Raw genomic sequence first — 22716 nt, 5'->3', positions numbered from 1 at the left:
CCGAACTGATGTGCGCGCTGCTGCTCCTCGACCGGTCTGTGACGCCGACCGTGCCGCAGACCGCCGCGCCCGTGCCCGCCGCCCCCGCGTCCGTGCCGGCCGCGACGAGCCTTGCGCTGACCGGCGGTCGTACCGCCACGCTGATCGCCGTCGGCGGTGATCGCAATGCCGCCCTGACCCGCCGCATCGCCGATGAACTGGGGCCCGCGGCCGACGCGGTGACGGCGTTCTGGGGTCCGGACTGGCGACGCGACATCGTAGTGGCCGTCGCGAGCTCCGACGCGCAGTTCGCCGCGCTGGCCGCACCGACCCCCGGCGCCCCCACCACCGACATCGCCGCCGTCACCACCGCCGACCGGATCCTGTTCGCGCCCGGTGCGGCCGCGATGACCACCCCGGCGCTGCGGATCGTGCTGCGTCACGAGCTGTTCCACTACGCGGCGCGGGCCGACACCGCTGCCGACGCGCCGCGCTGGCTCACCGAGGGAGTCGCCGACTACGTGGCGCGCCCCGCCCCGACGCCTCCGCCCGGCGCGGGCATGTCCGCGAGACTGCCCACCGACGCCGAGCTGGACACCGCAGGGGCGGTGCGGTCGCTGGCGTACGACCGGGCGTGGCTGTTCAGCCGCTACGTCGCCGACAGTCACGGCGCGGCGGCGTTGCGCGCGGTGTACCTGCGTGCCTGCGGCCCCGGACACCCCGACGTCGCGACAGCGGTGCGCGACACCCTCGGGCTGGGCCTGCCCGAGGTGGAGGCCGGCTGGCGGGCGTGGCAAGGACAATGACCCGAGTCCTTCTGGTCACCAACGATTTCCCGCCCCGCAGCGGCGGGATCCAGGCATATCTCGAGGCACTGGTGGGTCAACTGGTGGCGTCCGGTTCACACGCGCTGACCGTGTACGCGCCGACGTGGTCGGGATGCGCGGACTACGACCGCGCGGCCGGGTACGAGGTGGTCCGGCATCCCACCACGCTGATGCTGCCCGAGCCGACGGTGGCCGCCAGGATGGCTGCGCTCATCCGCCGCCACGACATCGAGACCGTATGGTTCGGCGCCGCGGCGCCGCTGGCGTTGCTCGCACCGCTGGCACGGCGGGCAGGCGCGGACCGCGTGCTGGCCAGCACCCACGGTCACGAGGTGGGCTGGTCCATGCTGCCGCTGGCCCGAACGGCGTTGCGCCGCATCGGGGACGGCACCGACGTGGTGACCTACGTCAGCCGGTACACCAGGGGACGGTTCGCCTCGGCGTTCGGGCCCGCCGCCGCGCTCGAGCACCTCCCGCCGGGCGTGGACACCGACCGGTTCGCACCCGATTCGGCCGCTCGTGCCGAACTGCGGGCCCGTTACGGGTTGGGGGACCGGCCCGTGGTGGTGTGTCTGTCCCGGCTGGTTCCCCGCAAGGGTCAGGACATGCTGATCCGGGCGCTGGCCGAGGTGCGGCGGCGCGTTCCGGGAGCGGCGCTGGTGGTCGTCGGTGGCGGCCCGCACCGGGAGGCCCTCGAGCAGTTGGCCGCCCGGCACGGAGTGGCCGACCACGTCGTGTTCACCGGCGGTGTGCCCGCCGCCGAATTGCCGGCCCACCACGCGATGGCCGACGTCTTCGCGATGCCGTGCCGCACCCGCGGTGCGGGCCTCGACGTGGAAGGGTTGGGAATCGTCTACCTGGAGGCCTCGGCGACCGGCGTCCCCGTGGTCGCCGGGCGGTCCGGCGGCGCCCCGGAGACGGTGCGGGACGGCCAGACCGGAACGGTGGTCGACGGCCGAGACGTGCCCGCCATCGCCACCGCGGTCAGCGACCTGCTGGCCGACCCCGTCCGGGCCGCCGCGATGGGAGCCGCGGGCCGCGCCTGGGTGGTCGACCAGTGGCAGTGGCACACCCAGGGCCGACGGCTGGCCGGACTGCTCTAACCGGACCCGTAGAGCGCCTCGATGTCGGTGGCGAACTTCTCCGCCACCACCTTGCGCTTGACCTTCAGCGTCGGGGTCAGCTCGCCGGTGTCCTCGGTGAAGTCGACGGACAGGATGCGGAACTTGCGGATGGCCTCCGCCTTGGACACCGCCTGGTTGGCCTCTTTCACCGCCGAGTCGATCTCGGCTACCAGGTCCGGATCTTCGGTGAGATCGCCGACGGAGGCACCGCTGTCCTTGCCGTTGCGGCCCTTCCAGCCGTCGAAGGCCTCCTGGTCGATGGTGATCAGCGCACCGACGAACGGCTTGGCGTCCCCGACCGCCATCGCCTGACTGATCAGCGGATGCGCGCGCAGCTGGTCCTCGAGCACCGCAGGCGCGACGTTCTTGCCGCCCGCGGTGACGATGATCTCCTTCTTGCGCCCGACGATCGTCAGGAAGCCGTCCTCGTCGATGGCGCCGAGATCACCGGTGTGGAACCAGCCGTCGGAGAAGACCTTGTCGGTCTCCTCCTGGTTGTTCCAGTAGCCGCTGAACACCACGCCGCCCTTGACCAGCAGCTCGTCATCGTCGCCCAGGCGCATGCTGTTGCCGGGCAACAACTTCCCGACCGAGCCGATCTTGATGTCGCCGACGCGGTTGACGGTGATCGCCGCACTGGTCTCGGTGAGGCCGTAACCCTCGTAGATGGTCAGGCCGACGCCACGGTAGAAGTGGCCGAGCCGGGCGCCGAGGGGGGCACCGCCGGAGATCGCGGCGCGGCAGTCCCCGCCGAGCGCGGCCCGCAGCTTGCCGTAGACCAGCCGGTCGAACACCGCATGCTTGGCCCGCAACACCAGCCCCGGCCCACCCTTGTCGGCGGCCTTGCTCCACTCGATCGCCGTGTCGGCCGCGATGTCGAAGATCCGGCCCTTGCCGTCGCTGCGGGCGTTCTGCTCCGCGGTGTTGTACACCTTCTCGAACACCCGCGGCACCGACACCACCAGCGTCGGCTTGAACACGCCGAACAGCGGCACCAGGTTCTTGATGTCGCTGGTGAAGCCGAGTGTCACCTTGCTCGTGAACGCGGCGATCGTGATGGCCCGCGCCAGCACGTGGGCCAGCGGCAGGAACACCAGCATGCGTTCGCCCTTGGCGAGCTGGTCGGGGAAACATGCTCTGGCACCGCGGATCTCGTAGAGCAGGTTGGCGTGGGTCAGCTGGCAGCCCTTGGGCCGGCCGGTGGTGCCCGAGGTGTAGATCAGCGTGGCCGGGTCGGCGGAGGAGATCGCCGCGAGCCGGTCGGAGAGTTCCTTGGCGTCCACCGACGCGGCGGCCTCCGCCAGCGCGGGCAGTGCGGGTTCGGCGCCCTCGATGCGCAGCACTGTGCGTAGATCGGACAGCTCGCCGGCGAACTGATCGATCTTGTCCGCGTGCGCATCGGTCTCGGCGAACACCGCCACCGCGCCGGAATCCGACAGCACGTGACGCACCTGCTCGGCCGAGGAGGTCTCGTAGATCGGCACCGTCACCGCGCCCGCGGCCAGGATGGCCAGGTCGATGATCGTCCACTCGTACCGGGTCGCCGAGAGCAGCGCCACGCGGTCGCCGGGCTTGATCCCCTTGGCGATCAGACCCAGGGCGGTGGAACGGATCTGGTCGGCGGCCGCAGCGCAGGTGACGTCCTGCCACGTGCCGTCGACGAGGCGGCTGAAGATGACGTGGTCCGGATCGTCGCGCTCGTGAGCGAACGCGACGCCGACGACGCTGTCGTGTTCGTCGACGGTGAAATCGGCGGGAACGCTGAACTCGCGCACGGTGCTGGCCTCCCGGCTCTCGGCTTGCTGATGTGCCGCCTCAGCCTAGTCGGCCGACCCGACGCGGCGAAGGAGCATATGTGAAGCTTGGAGGCGATGAACAGCATCCAGATCGCGGACGAGACGTTCGTGGCGGCCGAGCCGGCCGACGTGGGCCGCGCCGTCGCCGATCCGGCGGCGTGGCGGCGCTGGTGGCCGGATCTGCGGCTCACCGTCGTCGAGGACCGCGGCCCGCAGGGCCATCGCTGGACCGTGACCGGCGCGCTGACCGGGACCATGGAGGTGTGGCTGGAGCCGGCGCTGGACGGGGTCATCCTGCACTACTTCGTGCACGCCGAACCGGCGGGAGTCGCGGCGTGGCAACTGGCCCGGATGAATCTGGCCAAGCTCAATCATCAACGCCGCGTGGCCGGTAAGAAGATGGCGTTCGAGGTCAAACAGACGCTCGAGGCGTCCCGGCCGGTGGGGCTGCCCCGGCCGACGTCATAGTCCTCGTCCCGGCCGTGCGGTTGGCACGAGGTGGTCGGGGTAGATTTCGTGCCGAGGAGGGGTGCAGGTGGCGGACAGAACGGCACAGACGATCTACATCGATGCCGATCCGACGACGGTGATGGACGTGATCGCCGACATCGGCTCGTATCCGGACTGGGTTGCCGAGTACAAGGAGGCCGAGGTCCTCGAGGCCGACGCGAAGGGCAACCCGAAGACCGCCCGGCTGGTGCTCGACGCGGCCGTGCTCAAGGACACCATGGTGCTGGCCTACGAGTGGCCCGCCGACCGCACGTCGGTGACGTGGACGCTGGTGTCCAGTTCGTTGCTCAAGGCGCTACAGGGCGCATACCGGTTGACGCCCAAGGGTTCCGGCACCGACGTCACCTATGAACTGTCGGTCGACCTGGTGATCCCGATGATCGGTCTGCTCAAGCGCAAGGCCGAACGCAGGCTGACCGACACCGCGTTGAAGGACCTCAAGAAACGAGTCGAGGCTGACTGACCTGAGTGACCGGCCACCGGCCACCCCCGCCCGCATCAGTCTCTTCGTCGGCAAGGGGGGAGTGGGCAAGTCGACGCTGGCCACGGCGACCGCTGTGCGCGACGCGCGGGCCGGCATGCGGGTGCTCATCGTCTCCACCGACCAGGCCCACTCCACCGGCGACGTGCTCGGCACCGTCGTGGTGCCGACGGGACGCCGCGAGCCCACCAGGGTGCCGGCCGAACTGGAGACCGGGGACCTCGCCGACGGCGGCGGATTCCTCGACGCGCTCGCGCTCGACACCCTCGCTCTGCTGAGTGAGCGCTGGCGCGAGGTGGCCGCGCCGATCGCCGCCAAGTTTCCCGACTCGGACCTCGCGGAGCTCGCCCCCGAGGAACTCTCGGCACTGCCGGGCGTCCAGGAGGTGCTCGGCCTGCACGAGGTCGGCGAGCTGGCCGCCGAGGGCACCTGGGATCACGTCGTGGTGGACTGCGCCTCGACGGCCGACGCCCTGCGGATGCTCACCCTGCCCGCCACCTTCGGCCTCTACCTGGAACGGGCCTGGCCCCGCCACCGCAGGCTGTCCACCGGGGCCGACGACGCGACGACCGCGGCGGTCATCGCGCTGGTCGAGCGCATCGACGCCGCCACCCGTGAGCTGACATCACTGCTGGCCGACGGTGCCCGGGTCGGCGCACATCTGGTGCTGACCGCCGAACGGGTGGTGGCCGCCGAGGCGGTGCGCACCCTCGGATCGCTGGCGATGATGGGGGTGCGGGTCGCGGAGCTGATCGTCAACCAGTACCTGGTGCGCGACGACTCCTTCGAGTACCGCAATCTGCCCGAGCACCCGGCGTTCGAGTGGTACGCGGCGCGGATCGGCGAGCAGAAGGCGGTGCTCACCGAACTCGACGCGGCGGTCGGCGATGTCGCGCTCGTGCTGGTTCCGCACCTGCCGGGCGAGCCGATCGGTCCGAAGGCGCTCGCCGAACTGCTCGACGGCGCCCGGCGCCGCGACGGGTCACCCCCACCGGGGCCGCTGCGGCCGGTGGTGGACCGGGAATCCGGCAGCGGCCTCGAAGCGGTGTACCGACTGCGGCTAGAGTTGCCAGCGGTCGACTCCGCCGGACTGTCGTTGGGCCGGGTCGACGATGACCTGATCATCGGCGCAGGCGGTATGCGGCGCCGCGTACGGCTGGCATCGGTCCTGCGGCGGTGCATCGTGACCGATGCGCAGCTGCGGGGGCATGAGCTGACGGTGCGATTCCGACCCAATCCGGAGGTGTGGCCGGCGTGAGTGACTCCGACACCGACGCCGGTGCCGCCGGGGGGCGACACCAGAACCTGGCGCCCGAACTGCGGGCACTGGCCCAAGCCGTCCTCGATCGCCTCGATCCTGCCGTGCGGCTGCTGGCCGCGCGGGCGGCGTCGAGCGGATCGCCGGGTGCCTGCCAGCAGGTGTGGTGCCCGGTCTGCGCACTCGCGGCGCTGGTCAGCGGCGAGGAGCATCCACTGCTGAGCGTGATCGCCGAGCACAGCACCGCGTTGCTGACGGTGGTGCGCGCCGTGGTGGAGGACATGGGCCCGCCGCAGGATCCCGACCGACCCCCGCCGTCGCCGGGTTCGGCGCCGCAGGGGCCGCCCGCGGACCCGCCCGCGGACCCGCCCGGCCCCGGTCGCTATCAGCACATCCCGGTCACCGTCGAGGAGTGACGTCCCGTGCTGTGGTCCGTTCCACAGTGCCTGGGTAAAGTTGTCGCCGAGCACCGTCAGGTGCGTCCGATGGGGAGGATCCATGTGGTATTGGCTCTTTAAGTACGTCTTCATGGGCCCGCTGCTGTCGCTGCTCGGACGCCCGAAAGTCGAAGGGCTCGAGCATGTTCCGACGTCTGGCGCGTGCATCCTGGCCAGCAATCACCTGGCGGTGGCGGACAGCTTCTACAAGTGCCTCGTGGTCAAGCGTCGCATCACCTATCTGGCCAAGGCCGAGTACTTCACCGGCACCGGGCTGAAGGGCTGGTTCCAGCGCTGGTTCTACACCGCCGCCGGTCAGGTGCCCATCGACCGCACCGACGCCGACGCCGCCAAGGACGCTCTCAGCGCCGCAGTGCGGATACTCAACGACGGCAAGGTGCTCGGCATGTACCCGGAGGGCACCCGCTCGCCGGACGGCCGGCTCTACAAGGGCAAGACCGGGCTGGCCCGGGTGGCGCTCGAGACCGGAATCCCCGTCATCCCGGTCGCGTTGATCGGCACCGATGTGGTCAACCCGCCCGGCAGCAAGATGTGGCACTTCGGGCGCGTGCAGGTGAAGTTCGGCAAGCCGATGGACTTCACCCGGTTCGAGGGCCTGGCGGGCAACCGGTTCATCGAGCGGGCCGTCATCGACGAGGTGATGTACGAGCTGATGCAGCTGGGCGGCCAGGAGTACGTCGACCTCTACGCGGCCGACGTCAAGGAGGGCGGCAAGGAGGTCGGAGCCGACACCGACACCCCGCCCGCCGACCGCATCCCCGAGGCCGCTGCGGGCTGACTCCGCTCCCGGCCCGACTCAGCTGGCGGCCGGAACCGGCGTCGCGTCGGGTGTCGACCCGGCCCGGTCCGCCGTTGACACACGCACCATGCCCGTCACCACGATGACCGCCAGCGCCCACCACACGTAGGACCCGCCGGCCAACTGGCGCCACAGCGAGGCCGCGGCCTCGCGGTGCGCAGGCATCAGGGTGATCGGCGTCCACACCACCAGCGCCACCCCGGCCACCGACACCGCGGCCAGCGCGAGCGACCTGCGGCGCGCGGCGGTCACGCCGGTGGCCAGTACTGCGGGCAACACCCACACCCAGTGGTGGGACCACGACACGGGGGACACCACCAGCCCGAACATCGCCACGCAGATCAGGGCGAGCACCGGTTCACCGGCCCGCAGCAGCCGCCGCGCCGCCCACACCGTCAGCCCGAGCACGGCGAAGCAGCACGCCGTCCACACCGCGAACCGGACCTCCTCGCCGAGGCCGATCCGGGCCAGCGCGCCGGCGATGTTCTGGTTGGTGTTCAGTGTCGCGGAGCCGATCCGGTCGGTGTTGCGCACCGTCTCGGTCCAGTACTCGATCGAATCCCGCCAGGCCAGCACGAATCCCGCCAGGGTGGCCGCGGCGACCGACGCCGCGGCGGTGATCAGAGCGCGGGTGTCGCGGCGCAGCAGGAAGTACAGCAGGAACACCGCCGGTGTCAGCTTGAGCGCGATCGCCAGGCCGAGCAACATCCCGCGCGGCCACGCAGTCCGTCGCGGCACGCAGTCGGCGATCACCAGCGTCATCAGCACGACGTTGATCTGCCCGAAGTCGAAATTCGCCCGGATCGGTTCGAGATAAACGACCGCGGGCGCCGCCAGGGCGGCCGCCAGCCACGCCCTGCGCAGCCACGCCGGCTCCGACGTCACGGCGGTGTGCGGCCACACGTCGAGGCGGGTGAGCAGGATCGTGGTCGACACGATCAGCAGCACCAGGGTGGTGGCGGTGATCGCCATGCTGGCCGCGGACAGCGACAGCCAGGCGAACGGGGCGAACGCGATGGCGGCCAGCGGCGGGTAGGTGAAGGGCAGGTCGAGCCCACCCTTGGTGGCGAACATCGCCCCGTCGGCGTACAGCGGCCTGCCGTCGAGCCAGGCCCGGCCGCCCATCCGGTAGACGTCGACGTCGATGCGGTAGGGGACGTGGCCGAGCAGCCGCCATGCGGCCCAGCCCAGGGCGGCGAGGGTCGACAACTGGAACAGCCGCCACGCGATGGTGGGCGCCAGACCAGCCCCACCGGGCGACTGCCGAGTACTCATGTCGCCGATCAGACTATCGGTGGGCAACGACGCGCCGGGAAGCCATGCCGGACCCGACGCCGAATTCGGCGTGCAGGTCGGCGTAAGTTTTCTGCGTGCACGTGACCTTCGATCTGGACTTTCTCACCGCGGGAGTCACCCGGGACCGCCTTCCGCTGGTGTGTTGTCTGGTCGCATTCATCCTCACGTTCTTCGTGACGCGCACGATCGTCCGCTACATCCGGCGCAACGCCGACAGCGATGCGCCCCGCAAGTGGTGGCAACCGCGCAACATCTCCACTGGTGGGAGCGGGTTGCACATTCATCACGTGGTGATCGGCGTGATCCTGGTCATGATCTCCGGACTGGCGATGGTGACCTTGGCGGTGAACGGTGGAGTTCCCGAATTCACCGCCGCGGCCATTGGCTTCGGGGTCGGCGCGGCGCTGGTGCTCGACGAGTTCGCGCTGATCCTGCACCTGTCCGACGTCTACTGGTCCGAGGACGGCCGCACGTCGGTCGATGCCGTGTTCGCCGCGGTGGCGGTGGCCGGGCTGCTGGTGGTGGGGTTCAACCCGCTGTCGTTCTTCGACGTCGGCATCTGGCGCGACGACCACTCCCTGGCGGCGCGGGCGTCGGTGATCGCGATCGCGGTGCTGACCCTGGCCCTGGCGGTGATCGTGTTGTTCAAGGGCAAGGTGTGGACCGGCCTGGTGGGCATGTTCATCACCCCGCTGCTGATCGTCGGCGCCATCCGGTTGTCGCGGCCGCACGCCCCGTGGGCACGGTGGCGCTACACCAACCGGCCGCGCAAGATGCACCGCGCGCTCGAGCGCGAGCGCAGGCTGCGCCGGCCCGTGGTGCAGGCCAAGCTGTGGTTGCAGCACGTCGTCGCCGGTGAGCCGCAGTTCCCCGAGGACGCCAAGGTCGACGCCGAGCTCGACCGCGAGATCCACGCCGCCCCGGCGCCGGGACCCGGTCCGGCGATCGCGCCCGCACGCGACCGTGACCGCGGGCGGGTCGCCTGATGCGGTACTTCTACGACACCGAGTTCATCGACAACGGCCGCACCATCGAGCTCATCTCGATCGGTGTCGCAGCCGAGGATGGCCGCGAATACTACGCCATCTCAACGGAATTCGATCCGGACCGGGCCGGCAGCTGGGTGCGCAAGAACGTGCTGCCCAAGCTGCCGTCGCCGGCGTCGCCACTGTGGCGCTCGAGGAGGCAGATCCGCACCGAGCTCGAGGACTTCTTCGGCATCGACGGCGACGACACGATCGAGCTGTGGGCGTGGGTCGGCGCCTACGACCACGTGGTGCTCTGCCAGCTGTGGGGACCGATGACCAGTTTGCCGCCGGCGATGCCGCGATTCACCCGCGAATTACGGCAGTTCTGGGAGGAACGCGGGTCACCGCGGATGCCGCCCCGGCCACGTGACGCCCATGACGCGCTGGTCGACGCGCGGCACAACCTGCTGCGCTTCCAGACGATGACGGGCCTCGGCCGTCGTCCGCCGAGCTGACCTGCAGTCGACTGCGTAAATTCCGATGCGCCGCCCAGTTACCATGAATGGGTGAACTGGACCGTCGACGTACCCATCGACCAGCTCCCAGACCTGCCGCCGCTGCCCGAGGACCTGCGGCGACGGCTCGACGCCGCGCTGGCCCGCCCGGCCGTCCAGCAACCCAGCTGGGATCCCGCCACGGCCAAGGCGATGCGGACGGTGCTGGAGAGCGTTCCGCCGATCACCGTGCCGTCGGAGATCGAGCGGCTCAAGAGCCTGCTCGCCGACGTCGCGCGCGGTGAGGCATTCCTGCTGCAGGGCGGTGACTGCGCGGAGACGTTCGCCGACAACACCGAGCCGCACATCCGCGCCAACATCCGCACGCTCCTGCAGATGGCGGTGGTGCTGACCTACGGCGCCAGCATGCCCGTGATCAAGGTGGCCCGCATCGCGGGCCAGTACGCCAAGCCGCGGTCGGCCGACATCGACGCGCTGGGGCTGCGGTCCTACCGCGGCGACATGGTCAACGGCTTCGCCCCCGACGCGGCGCTGCGGGAGCACGACCCGTCGCGGCTGGTCCGCGCCTACGCCAACGCCAGCGCCGCGATGAACCTGGTGCGGGCGCTGACCTCCGGCGGCCTGGCGTCGCTGGACCTGGTGCACGACTGGAACCGCGAATTCGTCCGCACCTCGCGCGCCGGTGCCCGCTACGAGGCGCTGGCCGGCGAGATCGACCGCGGCCTGCGGTTCATGAATGCCTGCGGCGTCAACGACCCGAACCTGCAGACCGCCGAGATCTACGCCAGCCACGAGGCCCTGGTGCTCGACTACGAGCGGGCGATGCTGCGGTTGTCCACCGACTTCCCGGCCGGCCAGCCCGAACCGCGGCTCTACGACCTGTCCGCGCACTACGTGTGGATCGGCGAGCGCACCCGCCAGCTCGACGGCGCCCACATCGGCCTGGTCGAGACGATCGCCAACCCGATCGGCGTCAAGCTCGGCCCGACCACCACGCCGGAGATGGCAGTCGAGTACGTCGAGCGACTGGACCCGCACAACGAGCCCGGCCGGCTGACACTGGTCACCCGGATGGGCAATCACAAGGTGCGCGATCTGCTCCCGCCGATCATCGAGAAGGTGCAGGCCACGGGCCACCGGGTGATCTGGCAGTGCGACCCGATGCACGGCAACACCCACGAGTCGTCCACCGGCTACAAGACCCGGCACTTCGACCGCATCGTCGACGAGGTGCAGGGATTCTTCGAGGTGCACCGGGCGTTGGGCACCCATCCGGGCGGCATCCACGTCGAGATCACCGGCGAGGACGTCACCGAATGCCTCGGTGGCGCGCAGGACATCTCCGACACCGACCTCGCCGGCCGCTACGAGACCGCGTGCGACCCGCGACTGAACACCCAGCAGAGCCTGGAGCTGGCGTTCCTCGTGGCGGAGATGCTGCGCGACTAGAGCAGCCCGGGCAGATTGGTGCCCAGCGTCCAGGCGGCGGTGCCGAGCAGGCCGGTGAGCGTGAGCACCGCGATCACCCAGAACAGCAGCGTCCGCCGGGCCCGCTGCCGGGCCCAGTAGAACTCGTCGATCGGGATACCGGCGAAATGGTCGGTCGCCGAGGGATATTCGTCGTCGCGGCTCGGTTCGGCGGGCCAGTCGTCGGGGCCGCGGGTGAGTTCGCGGGTGGGCTGACGCGGCGGTGCGGGCGTGGCGGCGGCGACGGGCGCACGGGTGTGCGCCCGGGTGGCCGACGCGTGCGCCGCCGAATTCCTGGCGACGGGCACCCGGAAGGCCGGCAGTCGCAGTTCGTCGGCGATGTCGGCGAGGTCGTCGCCCATGTCCTGGGCGTCGGCGTACCGCTGTGCGGGGTCGCGGGATGTGGCCCGCAGGACCAGATCGTCGAACTGCGGCGGCACGCCCGCGATCACCGAACTCGGCGGTGCGACGTCATGGTCCATCCGCTGGTAGGCCACCGCCAGTGCGGTGTCGCCACTGAACGGGGTGTCTCCGGTGAGCAACTCGTAGGCGAGCACCCCCACGGCGTAGACGTCGCTGCGCGGACCGGAGTCACCGGAGGCGACCTGCTCGGGCGACAGGTAGGCCGCGGTGCCGAGAATGACGCTCGTCGAGGTGATCTTCGCCTCGGCGAGGGCACGGACGAGGCCGAAGTCGGCGATCTTGACCTCGCCGTCATCGGAGATCAACACGTTCTCCGGTTTGACGTCGCGGTGCACCAGACCGGCGCGGTGGGCGACGGCCAGCCCGGACAACACCGGCGCCAATACCGCGGCCGCGGCGTGCGGCGGCATCGGACCGCGTTCGCGCAGCAGTTCGCGGAGCGTGCCGCCCTCGACGAGCTCCATCACCAGGAACGGGTGGCCGCGGTCGATGCCCTGGTCGTACACGGCGACCAGGCCGTCGCCCTTCAGCCGCGCGACGGCCCGGGCCTCCCGCTGGAACCGGGTGAGGAAGTGCTGATCGCCCGCGTAGCGGGCCTCCATCACCTTCAGCGCCACCGGCCGGTCCAGACGCTCGTCCAGGCCGCGGTAGACCGTCGACATGCCGCCGGCGGCGATCGGGGCGTCGACGCGGTAGCGCCCGTCCAGCACGGTGCCGACGAGCGGATCCGGATGCTGGGGGTAGGGCTCCACCGAACACATGTTACGAGTCGCGTTTGGCCCTAGACTCGATGCCGTGAGCAGCATTCCGGCCGCTGACGATGTATTGGAGCGCGACGAGGCCGTCTACGACCTGCCCGCCGTCGCATCGATGCTCGGCATTCCGGTGACCAAAGTCCATCAGCACCTGCGCGAGGGCCACCTCATCGGCGTCCGCCGTGGCGGCACCGTGGTGGTGCCGAAACTGTTCTTCGACGACTCCGGGCAGGTGATCAAGCCCCTGCCCGGGCTGCTGGTGGTGATGCGAGACGGCGGGTACCGCGACACCGAGATCGTGCGGTGGCTGTTCACCCCGGACCCGTCGCTGACGATCAGCCGCGACGGCAGCACCGAGCGGCAGACCAATGCGCGACCAGTGGACGCGCTGCGCTCACATCAGGCACGCGAGGTGGTGCGCCGCGCCCAGGCGATGGCGTACTGACCCGGCCGCCGGTCGGGGTGATAGAGCGAATACCAGGCCACTGCAGCGCATGCCGTGGCGAGCAGCACGTGGGCCCACGAGTACATGCCGTGCGCGCCGTCGGGTTTGAAGATCACCATGATCCACGTCGAGAACCCGGCGATGAGCGCGATGGCGGGCCGGCTCTGCGCCAGCGCGGCCAGCACGGCGAGCGGCCAGGTGTAATACCAGGGCAGGGCGGCGGGCACGAACAGCACCACCACGCCCATCACCGCGGCGATGCCGATCAGCGCCTCGCGATCGGTGTGGCGGAACCGCCACCACAGCAGCGGAAGTGAGATCGCGATGATCGCGATGCCGATGATGCGGGTGACGTCGAGCACGGCGTAGAAGTTCACCGGCAGGATCAGTCCGCCGATCACGTTGACCAGTTGGGCCGCCGCGGTCGGCAGGGTGAGCCAGTTGATGATCTTCACCGATCCGGCCAGCGCGGTCAGCCAGCCCAGGCCGACGCCGGCCAGGGCGGACACCACGGCGAACACGGCGACGAAGACGGCGCACGACGCGGCGGTGGCAGCGGCGAAGGCGCGCAGCGGCCGGTACCCGCGACGGTCCTGCAGTTGACGCATCCACACCCACACCATGAACGGAAGTGCCAGTCCGCCGGTCGCCTTGACCGCCACCGCGAGCGCGATCAGGCCCACGCCCCAGACCGGCCGGCCACCGAAGGTCAGCGCGATGCCTGCGACCATCAGCCCGACCATCAGCATCTCGTTGTGCACGCCACCCATCAGGTGGATGATCACCAGCGGGTTCAGCACGCAGATCCACAGTGCCGCCGCGCCGTTGGCGCCGACGTGGCGGGCCACCCGCGGCGCGGCCCAGATCAGCAGTGCCAGTCCCGGCAGCATGCACAGCCGCAGCAGCATGGTGCCTGCGATGACGTCGTCGCCGACGAGCATGGTGACGAACTTGGCGATCAGGATGAAGGCCGGTCCGTACGGTGCGGTGGTGGTGGTCCAGATCGGACTCACGTTGTCCAGCAGCGGGTTCGGATTCTCGATCGGGCCCACCAGGTACGGGTCGAAGCCGTCGCGCAGCAGGGCGCCCTGTGCCAGGTAGGAGTAGGTGTCGCGGCTGAAGACCGGCACGCTCAACAGCAGCGGGGCGATCCAGAACCCCGTGGTCGCGACCATCGTGTACTCGGTTGCGGTCCCGTCGATCACCCGCCGCCCCAGCCACAGCCACGCGATCAGCATCACCGCCACCCCGCCCCACAGCAGCAGCGAGGACAGCACCAGGCCGTGCCCGAAGCGCAGCCACGACAGGTGCAGTGACTCCAGCAGCGGGTCGTGCAGCCTCGTGCTGCCCGCGCCCAGCGCGCCGATGGTGATCAGCGCGGCGCCCAGGCAGCCCAGCAGGGCCGGCCGTGCCGCGCCCGACGAGGCGAAGGCGGCCAGCCGCGACAGATGCTGCGCCACAGTTGTTCTCGGAGTTCCGGTTTCGGTCGTCATGCTGTCAGGCGGACCGGTTGGCGGCCGATCTCGCGAGTTCGGCCAGTCCGGCCTTGGCGCGCGCATCGATCGGCGCGGCGGCCAGTCGCTCCAGTGAGCGCCGGGTGAGCAGTTCGATGCGCTCCTCGACCGCGGCCAGCGCACCGACGGACTCGATGACCTGACACAGCTCGCGCACCTGCGCATCGGTGAGCTGGGTGCCGATCGACGTCCGCAGCAGTTTGGCCGCGACCGGGTCGGTGCGCTCGGCCAGCTCGACGGCCTCGGCGACGAGTACCGTGCGCTTGCCCGAGCGGAGGTCGTCACCGGAGGGCTTGCCGGTGACGGCGGGGTCGCCGAACACCCCGAGCACGTCGTCGCGGAGCTGGAAGGCTATCCCGAGGTCGGTGCCCACCTCGTGGAAGATCGTCTGCACGTCGGGACGGTCCGCTGCCGCGGCGGCGCCCATCTGCAGCGGCCGCGACACGGTGTAGGACGCCGTCTTGTAGGTGTTCACGGTCATCGCCGAGGCCACCGAGTCGGCGCCGCCGGCTTCGGCGACGATGTCGAGGAACTGCCCGCCGAGCACCTCGGTGCGGATGTCGGCCCACACCCCTTGCACCCGCCGGTGCGCGTCGTGCGGGAGATCGGCGGTGGCGACGATGTCGTCGGCCCACACCAGCGCGAGATCGCCGAGCAGGATCGCGGCAGACAGGCCGAACTGCTCGGCGGACCCGTGCCAGTTCTGCCCGCGGTGCCGCTCGGCGAACAGCCGGTGCACGGTCGGCAGGCCGCGTCGCGTCGCCGACGCGTCGATGACGTCGTCGTGGACCAGGGCGCAGGCGTGCAGCAGTTCCAGGGCGGCGAAGAGCCGGAGGATCCCGGGGTCGGCGTCCCGGCCGGCCACCGCGCGCCAGCCCCAGTAGGCGAACGCCGGTCGTACCCGTTTGCCTCCGCGCAGGACGAATTCCTCCAGCGCGGCGGTCACTTCTGCGTACTCCGGGCCGATGTAGGCGCTGTCCCGGCGGCGGTCCCGGAGATAGTCCCGCAGTTGGTCGGTGACGGCACGGGCCAGCTCGACGGCTGACGGTGCCGCGGCATCCACGCTCAGCGGGCACCCCTTTCTCGCGTGCTGATCTCGCCCCCGAGTGCACTAAGAGTAGAGCGTGTCGAGGGTTTCTCGGCAAGCCAGGCGCACGGGGGCCGCCGCGCGCCGGTCATGCGTCCTTCGCCGGCTCCTCGCCGAAGCGGGGGGAGCGGTCGCGGCTCGTCCAGGCCAGCGCGCCGACGACGCCGGCAACCAGTATCGACGCCAGGCCGAGCCAGATCGCGGCGCCGGTGAACGAGCGGGCGCTGGGGTCGGTGTAGCGGGCCTGGGCGTTCATCGTGGTCACCACTCCGGGGCGGAGTTTCCACTCGACGATCTCCGCACTGAGCTGGTCGCCGTTGGTCGAGGTCACCTCGCCGGGGAAGGACACCGAGAGCGACACGTCGGCCTCGGGATCGCTGAGCGAGGTCAGGTCGACGCGGCCCTCGAGGATCACCAGGTCGCCCGCGCGGCGCAGGGAGATGTCGACGCCGGCCGCGTCGCGGTTCATGTTCGCCAACTGGGGGAGTTCGGCGAAGGTGAGGTCGGAGAACACCGCCTGCGAGCCCACGTAGTCGTCACGCTCGTACTCGGTGACCGCCACCTTCGTCGCGAACGGCAGGCTGTTGAGCAGCTGCGGGCCCTTGTCGTTCTCGTCGCGGGGCTTGGCGGCGGCGACGATCTGCCCCGACACCCGGTCGTCCGGCGACACCGTGATGGACGCACGCACACGCACGCACCCCACCATCATCGGCAGCATCAGCACCAGCAGGGCCAGTACCAGCAGACGGGTTCGGCGTTTTGCGGACGGGCGGGCGCGCACCCGGTCATCGTGCCAGACCGGGCGTTGCCCAGTGGCCCGACGGGCGGACTAGAGCGGCAGAGCGCGCCCGAGGATGGCGAACGGGCGAGGATCGCCGGCGAAGTGGTAGCCGCGGATCACGTCGGCGAAGCCCAGCCTGCGGTAGAGCCGCCAGGCCCGGTTCGCCTCGCCGCTGGTCTCCGGCGTGGACAGCAGCACGTGGTCTTCGGTGCGGTCCGCGAGCAACCGCCTGGCCAGCGCCTCGCCGAGGCCCCGGCCCTGTGCCGCGGGGTCGATGTGCAGTTCGGTGAGCTCGAAATAGCTGGTCATCAGCTCGGCGATGCGCGAATGCTCGGCTCCGACCCGCTGTAACCCGGCGACCACCTGCTGCTGCCACCACTGGTCCGGGGCGCCGCAGTACCCGTAGGCCACCCCCAGCAGCGGTGCGGCCTGCAGCTCGTCGAGGGGAGGCTCCGCCGCACCGTCGGGCGTCTCGACCACGGCCACCGCCTTCCAGCCGTGCCTGCGGGTGTGTTCGAGCCACATGGACGCCCGCTGCTCCTCGGTGCCGCGCGGGTAGTGCATCGCGTCCACGTACACGCTGAGCGCGTCGGAAAGCCGGCGCGCCATGTCGTCGGGCGACAGATCGATCAGAAATGTCGCCAATGTGTCGCCTCTCCAGGGTGCTCTACCGTCGCCTCCATTATCCGGGGCGAGGTGGTGGCGTCCCAATGGCGGTGCACGTCATACAATCGTGCGACGAACTAGGTGGTACGGCTCAGATCGACCTCGTATCATGACTATTAGGTGTCCGTGAATGCGGGCATGCATGACTTTGAACACCGTGACCGGCCGTACCGGCGAGGAGGGACGTATGCCACTCTCCGATCATGAGCAGCGCATGCTCGATCAGATCGAGAGCGCGCTGTATGCCGAGGACCCCAAGTTCGCCTCGAGCGTCCGGGGTGGAACCCTGCGTGCGCCCTCGGCCCGCCGCCGATTGCAGGGCGCGGCGCTCTTCGTGGTCGGTCTGGGCCTTCTGGTCTGCGGGGTCGCCATCAAGGCCACCATGATCGGCACGTTCCCGATCCTTTCGGTGATCGGCTTCGTGCTGATGTTCGCCGGCGTGGTGTTCGCGATCACCGGCCCGCGGGTGACCGGCGCGCGGGACCGTTCGGCGCCCGAGGCGTCGTCGCGGTCGACGAAGAAGCACAAGGGCTCGGGCAACTCGTTCACCAGCCGGATGGAGGATCGCTTCCGCCGTCGCTTCGACGAGTAGCCGAGTCTTCGGTTCACAGGGGTAGCCCGATGCGGGCTACCCCTTTTTCATGTCTGTGGGCGACTCCGCGACACGCCGCTCCCAGCTGCCGCCCGCGTAGCGCCCCACTCCGCCCCACCTTCTCCTGTGGCTGTGCTGAGCTGCTCTGATGCCCGATCGAGCCCCGTCCGAGGCATAGGACGGCCACCCGCGATGTGCCCTTGTGGGTCACTGGTGGGGAATTTGTCGAGCTCGCACACACTAGATGGAGCAAAGTGGGGGATTGTGGGGTAAAGTGGCATGCATCGGAGCGAGGCGGGAGGTGGCCGGATGTTTCTGGGCACCTACACGCCGAAGCTCGACGACAAGGGGCGGCTCACACTGCCCGCCAAGTTCCGCGACGCACTGGCAGGAGGGCTGATGGTGACCAAGAGTCAGGACCACAGCCTGGCGGTCTACCCGCGGGACGAATTCGAGAAGCTCGCGCGGCGGGCGTCGCAGGCGTCGCGGTCCAATCCCGAGGCGCGTGCATTCCTGCGCAACCTGGCCGCCGCCACCGACGAACAGCATCCCGACGCGCAAGGCCGGATCACCCTGTCGGCCGACCACCGCCGCTACGCAAACCTCTCCAAGGAGTGCGTGGTGATCGGTTCGGTTGACTACTTGGAGATCTGGGACGCCCAAGCATGGCAGGAGTACCAGCAGACCCACGAAGAGAACTTCTCCGCGGCAACCGATGAAACTCTGCGCGACATCATCTGAGTCCCCCGCGGGCCGGGGACACCACCCGGCCTTCGGTCCGCATGTCGCCCGTGCATCGTGGCCTCTGTCCGATCCGGCCCTGGCGTACTTCCCCGACGCCAGGTCCGCGCTCTCGGGCAGGGACCTCGATGCAGGGGTGCTCTATTCACAGAACGGTTCTTCGGGGGTGGCGATGGAACACGTCCCGGTCCTGCTGGACCGCTGTGTCGAACTGCTGATGCCGGCGCTGACCCGCCGCGGCGCCGACGGCGCGGGCGCGGTGCTCGTCGACGCCACCCTCGGCGCCGGTGGACACTCCGAGCGCTTCCTCTCACTGCTGCCCGAGCTGCGCGTGATCGGCCTCGACCGCGACCCGGACGCCCTGGCGATCGCCGGCGAACGGCTCGCCCCGTTCGGCGACCGGGTCCACCTGGTGCGCACCCGTTACGACGGCATCGCCGACGCCCTGACCGGATCCGGCTCGTGGGCGGCGGACGTCCGCGGCTTCCTGTTCGACCTCGGCGTCTCGTCGATGCAGCTCGACCGTCCGGAACGGGGCTTCTCCTACTCCGCCGACGCCCCTCTGGACATGCGGATGGATTCCGACGCCCCGCTGACCGCGGCCGAGGTGCTCAACACCTGGGACGAGAAGGCCCTGGCCCGGGTGCTGCGCGAGTTCGGCGAAGAACGGTTCGCCGGCCGGATCGCCAAGTTCGTCGTACGTCGCCGCGCCCGCGCGCCGTTCACCAGCACGGGCGAGTTGGTGGAACTGCTCTACGAAGCCATCCCGGCCCCTGCCCGTCGCACCGGTGGTCATCCCGCCAAGCGCACGTTCCAGGCGCTGCGCATCGCGGTCAACGGCGAACTGGACTCGCTGCGCGACGCCCTGCCCGCCGCGCTCGACGCGCTGGACGCCGGCGGGCGGATCGTGGTGATGGCCTACCAGTCCCTGGAGGACCGCATCGTCAAGACCCGGTTCGCAGAGGCCACCGCATCGCGCACACCGCCGGGTCTGCCTGTCGAATTACCTGGCCACGGGCCGGAATTCGTCGCACTGACGCGTGGCGCCGAGCGTGCCGCCCCCGAGGAGATCGAGCGCAATCCGCGCAGCGCCCCCGTGCGCCTGCGCGCGCTGGAGAAGGTTGCCGGAAGGGAAGTGGCATGAAGGTGAAGCGAAACGCGGTCGACCGGGGCGCCGATCGGCGGCGTACTGCCCGCCAACCGGTCCGTGGCGGAGCTCGCCGCCCGGTCGACACGCCGTCGCGCCGGGGCAGGCCCACCCGCGAGCGCGGGCCCCAGCGGTCCGCACCGCAGACCGGACCCGTCGCCCGGCCGGCCAAGCCGTCCTCCGGCGCGGTGGCCGTACCCGCGCGGCCGAAGAACGCCAGCCAGGCCAAGGCCCGCGCCAAGGCGCGCAAGGCCAAGGCCCCTAAAGTCATTCGGCCTCCGCTGCGGCAACGGCTGCTGGTCAGGCTCGCCGAGATCGAGCTGAACCCGCGGACCCTGGTCGCCCGGGTGCCGTTCGTGGTGCTGGTCATCGGGGCACTGGGTATGGGCCTCGGCATCACGCTGTGGCTGTCCACCGGCGCCGCCGAGCGGTCCTACCAACTGGGTGCGGCCCGCGAGACCAACCAGGCACTGCTCCAGCAGAAGGAGGCGCTCGAGCGCGACGTGCTGGAGGCGCAGGCAGCACCCGCGCTGGCCGAGGCGGCCCGCGGTCTGGGCATGATCCCGTCGCGCGACACCGCCCACCTCGTCCAGGATCCCGCGGGCAACTGGGTGGTCGTCGGCACACCGAAACCGGCCGAGGGCGTCCCGCCGCCACCGCTGAACGCTCCGCTGCCCGACGACACGCCGACGCCGCAACCGCCTCCCGCGCCGCGAGTGGTCGATCCTCGTGAGGTGACTGTTCGGATGCCCGACCGCACCGGCCTGCCCGGATCGCCCGTAGCGACGCCTGCCGTGCCGCTCGGAACCGCACCGCACGGCACCGCGGACGGACCGCCGGCGTCGCCCGGACCGGCTCTGCCGCTGCCCGCCGCGGGTGCGCCGGTCGCGCCTGACGCGGCGCCGCTGGCCGTCGCGCCGCCGCCGGCCGCCGCGCCCGCCCCGGCGCCGCTGCCTGTTCCGGGCCTGCCGCTGCTGCCGGGCCCCGCGCCCGACCAGGTGGCCCCGGAAGCGGTCGCCGCCGCGGCACCGCCTCCTCTTGCCACCCCGCAGGCACCGCCCGCGCCCGCTCCGGCCACGGGCGCCGAGCAGTTCACCCCGGTCGCCGCACCGCTGCCCGGGCCCCAGGCATGAGCCGCGACGCCGGACGGCGCCGTCCTGCCCGGCCGAACGCCAAGCCCCGACGGGGTGCGGCGCCGTCGGCCGAACACTCGGCGCGCGCCCGGCGTACGCGGGAGACCTCGGTCGAAACCGGCCTGCGCAGTTCGTCGTTCACGTTCCGGCACCGCGGCGGCATGGCGGTGATCTTCGTGCTGCTGCTCGTCGCGGCCGGGCAGTTGTTCAGCTTGCAGGTACCGCGGGCCGAGGGGCTGCGCGCCGAGGCCGCCGGCCAGCTCAAGGTGACCGATGTGGAGAAGGCGGTGCGCGGCAGCATCGTCGACCGCAACAGCGACAAGCTGGCCTTCACCATCGAGGCACGGGCGTTGACGTTCCAGCCGGTGAAGGTGCGCAAGGAGCTCGAAGAGGCCTTTTCGAAGAATTCGGCCGAAACGCCGCAGGCGCCGGACCCCCAGCGCCGGCTGCGCGACATCGCCACCGAGGTGGCGGCCCGGCTCGGCAACAAGCCCGACATGAAGACGGTGCTCAAGAAGCTGCGCAGCAACGAGTCATTCGTGTATCTGGCCCGCGCGGTCGACCCGTCCGTGGCCGACGCGATCACCGCGAAGTTCCCCGAGGTCGGCACCGAGCGTCAGGATCTCCGCCAGTATCCGGGCGGATCGCTGGCGGCCAACATCGTCGGCGGCATCAACTGGGACGGCCACGGGCTGCTCGGACTCGAGGACTCGCTGGACGCGGTGCTGGCCGGCACCGACGGCTCGATCACCTACGACCGCGGTTCCGACGGTGTGGTCATCCCCGGCAGCTACCGAAACCGGCACGACTCGGTCGACGGCTCGACGGTGATGCTGACGATCGACGACGACATCCAGTTCCACGTCCAGCAGCAGGTGCAGCAGGCCAAGGACGCCTCCGGCGCCAAGAACGTCTCCGCCGTGGTGCTGGACGCGAAAACCGGTGAAGTGCTGGCGATGTCGAACGACAACACGTTCGACCCCTCGCAGGACATCGGCCGCCAGGAGCACAAGCAGAACGGCAACCTGTCGGTCTCCTCGCCGTTCGAACCCGGCTCGGTGAACAAGATCGTGACCGCGGCGTCGGCGATCGAGTACGGGCTGACCAATCCCGACGAGGTCCTGCAGGTGCCCGGATCCATCGACATGGGCGGCGTCACGGTCGGTGACGCGTGGAAGCACGGGGTGATGCCGTACACCACCACCGGCGTGTTCGGGAAGTCCTCCAACGTCGGGACACTGATGCTGGCCCAGCGCGTCGGGCCGGAACGCTACGCCGACATGCTGCGCCGGTTCGGCCTCGGCCAGCGCACCGGAGTCGGCCTGCCCGGCGAGAGCGCCGGCCTGGTGCCGCCCATCGACCAGTGGTCGGGCAGCTCCTTCGCCAACCTGCCCATCGGACAAGGCCTTTCGATGACCCTGCTGCAGATGACCGGCATGTATCAGACCATCGCCAACGACGGCGTGCGAATCCCGCCCCGGATCATCAAGGGCACCGTCGCGGCCGACGGCAGCCGCACCGACGAACCGCGCCCGGAGGGGATCAAGGTGGTCTCACCGGAGACCGCGCGCACGGTGCGCAACATGTTCCGCGCCGTCGTCCAGCGCGACCCGATGGGCACCCAGCAGGGCACCGGTCCGGCGGCCGCGGTGGAGGGCTACCAGATCGCGGGCAAGACCGGCACCGCCCAGCAGATCAACCCCGCCTGCGGCTGCTACTACAGCGACGTCTACTGGATCACCTTCGCCGGCATGGCGCCCGTCGACGACCCGCGCTACGTCGTGGGCGTGATGATGGACGCTCCGCACCGCGCGGCCGACGGCACGCCGGGTTCCTCGGCTGCCCCGCTGTTCCACAACATCGCATCGTGGCTGCTGCAGCGCGACAACGTGCCCCTCTCACCGGACCCCGGCCCGCCGCTCACGCTGCAGGCGAGCTGACCTGTAGAAGCACC

General features: G+C 70.5%; 23 protein-coding genes. 16 read left to right on the top strand and 7 right to left on the bottom strand.

What is annotated here, in order from left to right:
• The first annotated feature begins 8 nt into the window (after positions 1–8).
• Positions 9–785: a peptidase gene (locus ACPCHZ_RS14685; protein ID WP_423485720.1), complete on the top strand. Its 777-nt coding sequence runs from the start codon at positions 9–11 to the stop codon at positions 783–785.
• Positions 782–1909, top strand: coding sequence for a glycosyltransferase family 4 protein (locus ACPCHZ_RS14680; protein WP_423485420.1), 1128 nt, complete (start codon positions 782–784; stop codon positions 1907–1909). Before ACPCHZ_RS14685 ends, ACPCHZ_RS14680 begins: the two co-directional genes overlap by 4 nt.
• Here ACPCHZ_RS14680 and ACPCHZ_RS14675 read toward each other — a convergent pair.
• A complete protein-coding gene (locus tag ACPCHZ_RS14675) occupies positions 1906–3705 on the bottom strand; it encodes an AMP-dependent synthetase/ligase (protein ID WP_423485419.1) in 1800 nt (599 codons plus the stop codon). The two genes, ACPCHZ_RS14680 and ACPCHZ_RS14675, sit on opposite strands and share 4 nt — an antisense overlap.
• A 96-nt stretch (positions 3706–3801) precedes the next feature.
• On the opposite strand from ACPCHZ_RS14675, the gene ACPCHZ_RS14670 reads away from it, so the two are divergent.
• From ACPCHZ_RS14670 to ACPCHZ_RS14650, 5 genes are all read left to right on the top strand, one after another.
• Complete coding sequence (locus tag ACPCHZ_RS14670; RefSeq protein ID WP_423485418.1) at positions 3802–4194, top strand: polyketide cyclase / dehydrase and lipid transport; 393 nt, start codon at positions 3802–3804, stop codon at positions 4192–4194.
• 67 nt (positions 4195–4261) lie between these two features.
• Positions 4262–4699 (top strand): SRPBCC family protein, encoded by a 438-nt coding sequence (locus tag ACPCHZ_RS14665; protein WP_423485417.1) that lies wholly within the window; start codon positions 4262–4264, stop codon positions 4697–4699.
• A 1-nt stretch (position 4700) separates the two neighbouring features.
• The gene (locus ACPCHZ_RS14660) at positions 4701–5975 is read left to right on the top strand and encodes an ArsA family ATPase (protein WP_423485719.1); all 1275 of its coding nucleotides are present in this window, start codon (positions 4701–4703) and stop codon (positions 5973–5975) included.
• Positions 5972–6391 (top strand): hypothetical protein, encoded by a 420-nt coding sequence (locus tag ACPCHZ_RS14655; RefSeq protein ID WP_423485416.1) that lies wholly within the window; start codon positions 5972–5974, stop codon positions 6389–6391. Before ACPCHZ_RS14660 ends, ACPCHZ_RS14655 begins: the two co-directional genes overlap by 4 nt.
• 82 nt (positions 6392–6473) lie before the next feature.
• Positions 6474–7211 (top strand): lysophospholipid acyltransferase family protein, encoded by a 738-nt coding sequence (locus tag ACPCHZ_RS14650; RefSeq protein ID WP_364981145.1) that lies wholly within the window; start codon positions 6474–6476, stop codon positions 7209–7211.
• An 18-nt stretch (positions 7212–7229) separates the two neighbouring features.
• Here the strand turns inward: ACPCHZ_RS14650 and ACPCHZ_RS14645 are convergent, their stop codons facing one another.
• Entirely contained in the window at positions 7230–8507 is a 1278-nt protein-coding gene (locus tag ACPCHZ_RS14645) for a glycosyltransferase 87 family protein (protein ID WP_423485415.1), read from the bottom strand.
• A gap of 95 nt (positions 8508–8602) precedes the next feature.
• Between ACPCHZ_RS14645 and ACPCHZ_RS14640 the strand changes: the two genes are divergently transcribed.
• Genes ACPCHZ_RS14640 through ACPCHZ_RS14630 form a run of 3 tightly spaced genes read left to right on the top strand, consistent with a single transcriptional unit; the run spans position 8603 to position 11460 of the window.
• Positions 8603–9514 carry a hypothetical protein gene (locus ACPCHZ_RS14640; RefSeq protein ID WP_423485414.1) on the top strand — a complete coding sequence of 304 codons (912 nt, stop codon included), beginning with the start codon at positions 8603–8605 and terminating at the stop codon, positions 9512–9514.
• Positions 9514–10011 (top strand): polyadenylate-specific 3'-exoribonuclease AS, encoded by a 498-nt coding sequence (locus ACPCHZ_RS14635; RefSeq protein ID WP_423485413.1) that lies wholly within the window; start codon positions 9514–9516, stop codon positions 10009–10011. Before ACPCHZ_RS14640 ends, ACPCHZ_RS14635 begins: the two co-directional genes overlap by 1 nt.
• Positions 10012–10062: 51 nt before the next feature.
• Positions 10063–11460, top strand: a complete 1398-nt coding sequence (locus tag ACPCHZ_RS14630; RefSeq protein ID WP_364981133.1) for a class II 3-deoxy-7-phosphoheptulonate synthase — start codon at positions 10063–10065, stop codon at positions 11458–11460.
• Here the strand turns inward: ACPCHZ_RS14630 and ACPCHZ_RS14625 are convergent.
• Complete coding sequence (locus tag ACPCHZ_RS14625; protein WP_423485412.1) at positions 11457–12662, bottom strand: protein kinase domain-containing protein; 1206 nt, start codon at positions 12660–12662, stop codon at positions 11457–11459. The genes ACPCHZ_RS14630 and ACPCHZ_RS14625 overlap by 4 nt on opposite strands.
• A gap of 34 nt (positions 12663–12696) precedes the next feature.
• Here ACPCHZ_RS14625 and ACPCHZ_RS14620 point away from each other — a divergent pair, with 34 nt between their 5' ends.
• Positions 12697–13101 carry an Rv2175c family DNA-binding protein gene (locus ACPCHZ_RS14620; protein ID WP_364981127.1) on the top strand — a complete coding sequence of 135 codons (405 nt, stop codon included), beginning with the start codon at positions 12697–12699 and terminating at the stop codon, positions 13099–13101.
• Here ACPCHZ_RS14620 and ACPCHZ_RS14615 read toward each other — a convergent pair.
• From ACPCHZ_RS14615 to ACPCHZ_RS14600, 4 genes are all read right to left on the bottom strand, one after another.
• Complete coding sequence (locus ACPCHZ_RS14615; protein WP_423485411.1) at positions 13056–14594, bottom strand: alpha-(1->6)-mannopyranosyltransferase A; 1539 nt, start codon at positions 14592–14594, stop codon at positions 13056–13058. The two genes, ACPCHZ_RS14620 and ACPCHZ_RS14615, sit on opposite strands and share 46 nt — an antisense overlap.
• Before the next feature lie 4 nt (positions 14595–14598).
• The gene (idsA2, locus tag ACPCHZ_RS14610; protein WP_423485410.1) at positions 14599–15678 is read right to left on the bottom strand and encodes a bifunctional (2E,6E)-farnesyl/geranyl diphosphate synthase; all 1080 of its coding nucleotides are present in this window, start codon (positions 15676–15678) and stop codon (positions 14599–14601) included.
• A gap of 112 nt (positions 15679–15790) precedes the next feature.
• Complete coding sequence (locus tag ACPCHZ_RS14605; RefSeq protein ID WP_423485718.1) at positions 15791–16420, bottom strand: LppM family (lipo)protein; 630 nt, start codon at positions 16418–16420, stop codon at positions 15791–15793.
• Positions 16421–16531: 111 nt separating this feature from the next.
• Positions 16532–17128, bottom strand: a complete 597-nt coding sequence (locus tag ACPCHZ_RS14600; protein ID WP_423485409.1) for a GNAT family N-acetyltransferase — start codon at positions 17126–17128, stop codon at positions 16532–16534.
• Between the two features lie 208 nt (positions 17129–17336).
• On the opposite strand from ACPCHZ_RS14600, the gene ACPCHZ_RS14595 reads away from it, so the two are divergent.
• From ACPCHZ_RS14595 to ACPCHZ_RS14575, 5 genes are all read left to right on the top strand, one after another.
• The gene (locus tag ACPCHZ_RS14595) at positions 17337–17741 is read left to right on the top strand and encodes a DUF3040 domain-containing protein (RefSeq protein WP_423485408.1); all 405 of its coding nucleotides are present in this window, start codon (positions 17337–17339) and stop codon (positions 17739–17741) included.
• Positions 17742–18050: 309 nt separating this feature from the next.
• Positions 18051–18482, top strand: a complete 432-nt coding sequence (gene mraZ, locus ACPCHZ_RS14590; protein ID WP_018599516.1) for a division/cell wall cluster transcriptional repressor MraZ — start codon at positions 18051–18053, stop codon at positions 18480–18482.
• A complete protein-coding gene (gene rsmH / locus ACPCHZ_RS14585) occupies positions 18457–19626 on the top strand; it encodes a 16S rRNA (cytosine(1402)-N(4))-methyltransferase RsmH (RefSeq protein ID WP_423485407.1) in 1170 nt (389 codons plus the stop codon). Before mraZ ends, rsmH begins: the two co-directional genes overlap by 26 nt.
• The gene (locus ACPCHZ_RS14580) at positions 19623–20762 is read left to right on the top strand and encodes a hypothetical protein (RefSeq protein WP_423485406.1); all 1140 of its coding nucleotides are present in this window, start codon (positions 19623–19625) and stop codon (positions 20760–20762) included. Before rsmH ends, ACPCHZ_RS14580 begins: the two co-directional genes overlap by 4 nt.
• On the top strand, positions 20759–22702 hold the full coding sequence (locus ACPCHZ_RS14575) for a peptidoglycan D,D-transpeptidase FtsI family protein (RefSeq protein WP_423485405.1): 1944 nt from the start codon (positions 20759–20761) through the stop codon (positions 22700–22702). Before ACPCHZ_RS14580 ends, ACPCHZ_RS14575 begins: the two co-directional genes overlap by 4 nt.
• The last annotated feature ends 14 nt before the right edge of the window (positions 22703–22716 follow it).

Origin of the sequence: Mycobacterium sp. NPDC050041, assembly GCF_049541695.1 — a bacterium.
Classification (GTDB): Bacteria; Actinomycetota; Actinomycetes; order Mycobacteriales; family Mycobacteriaceae; genus Mycobacterium.
Note: the sequence above shows the minus strand (reverse complement) of the source record. Positions and strands in the feature narration are given on the sequence as shown.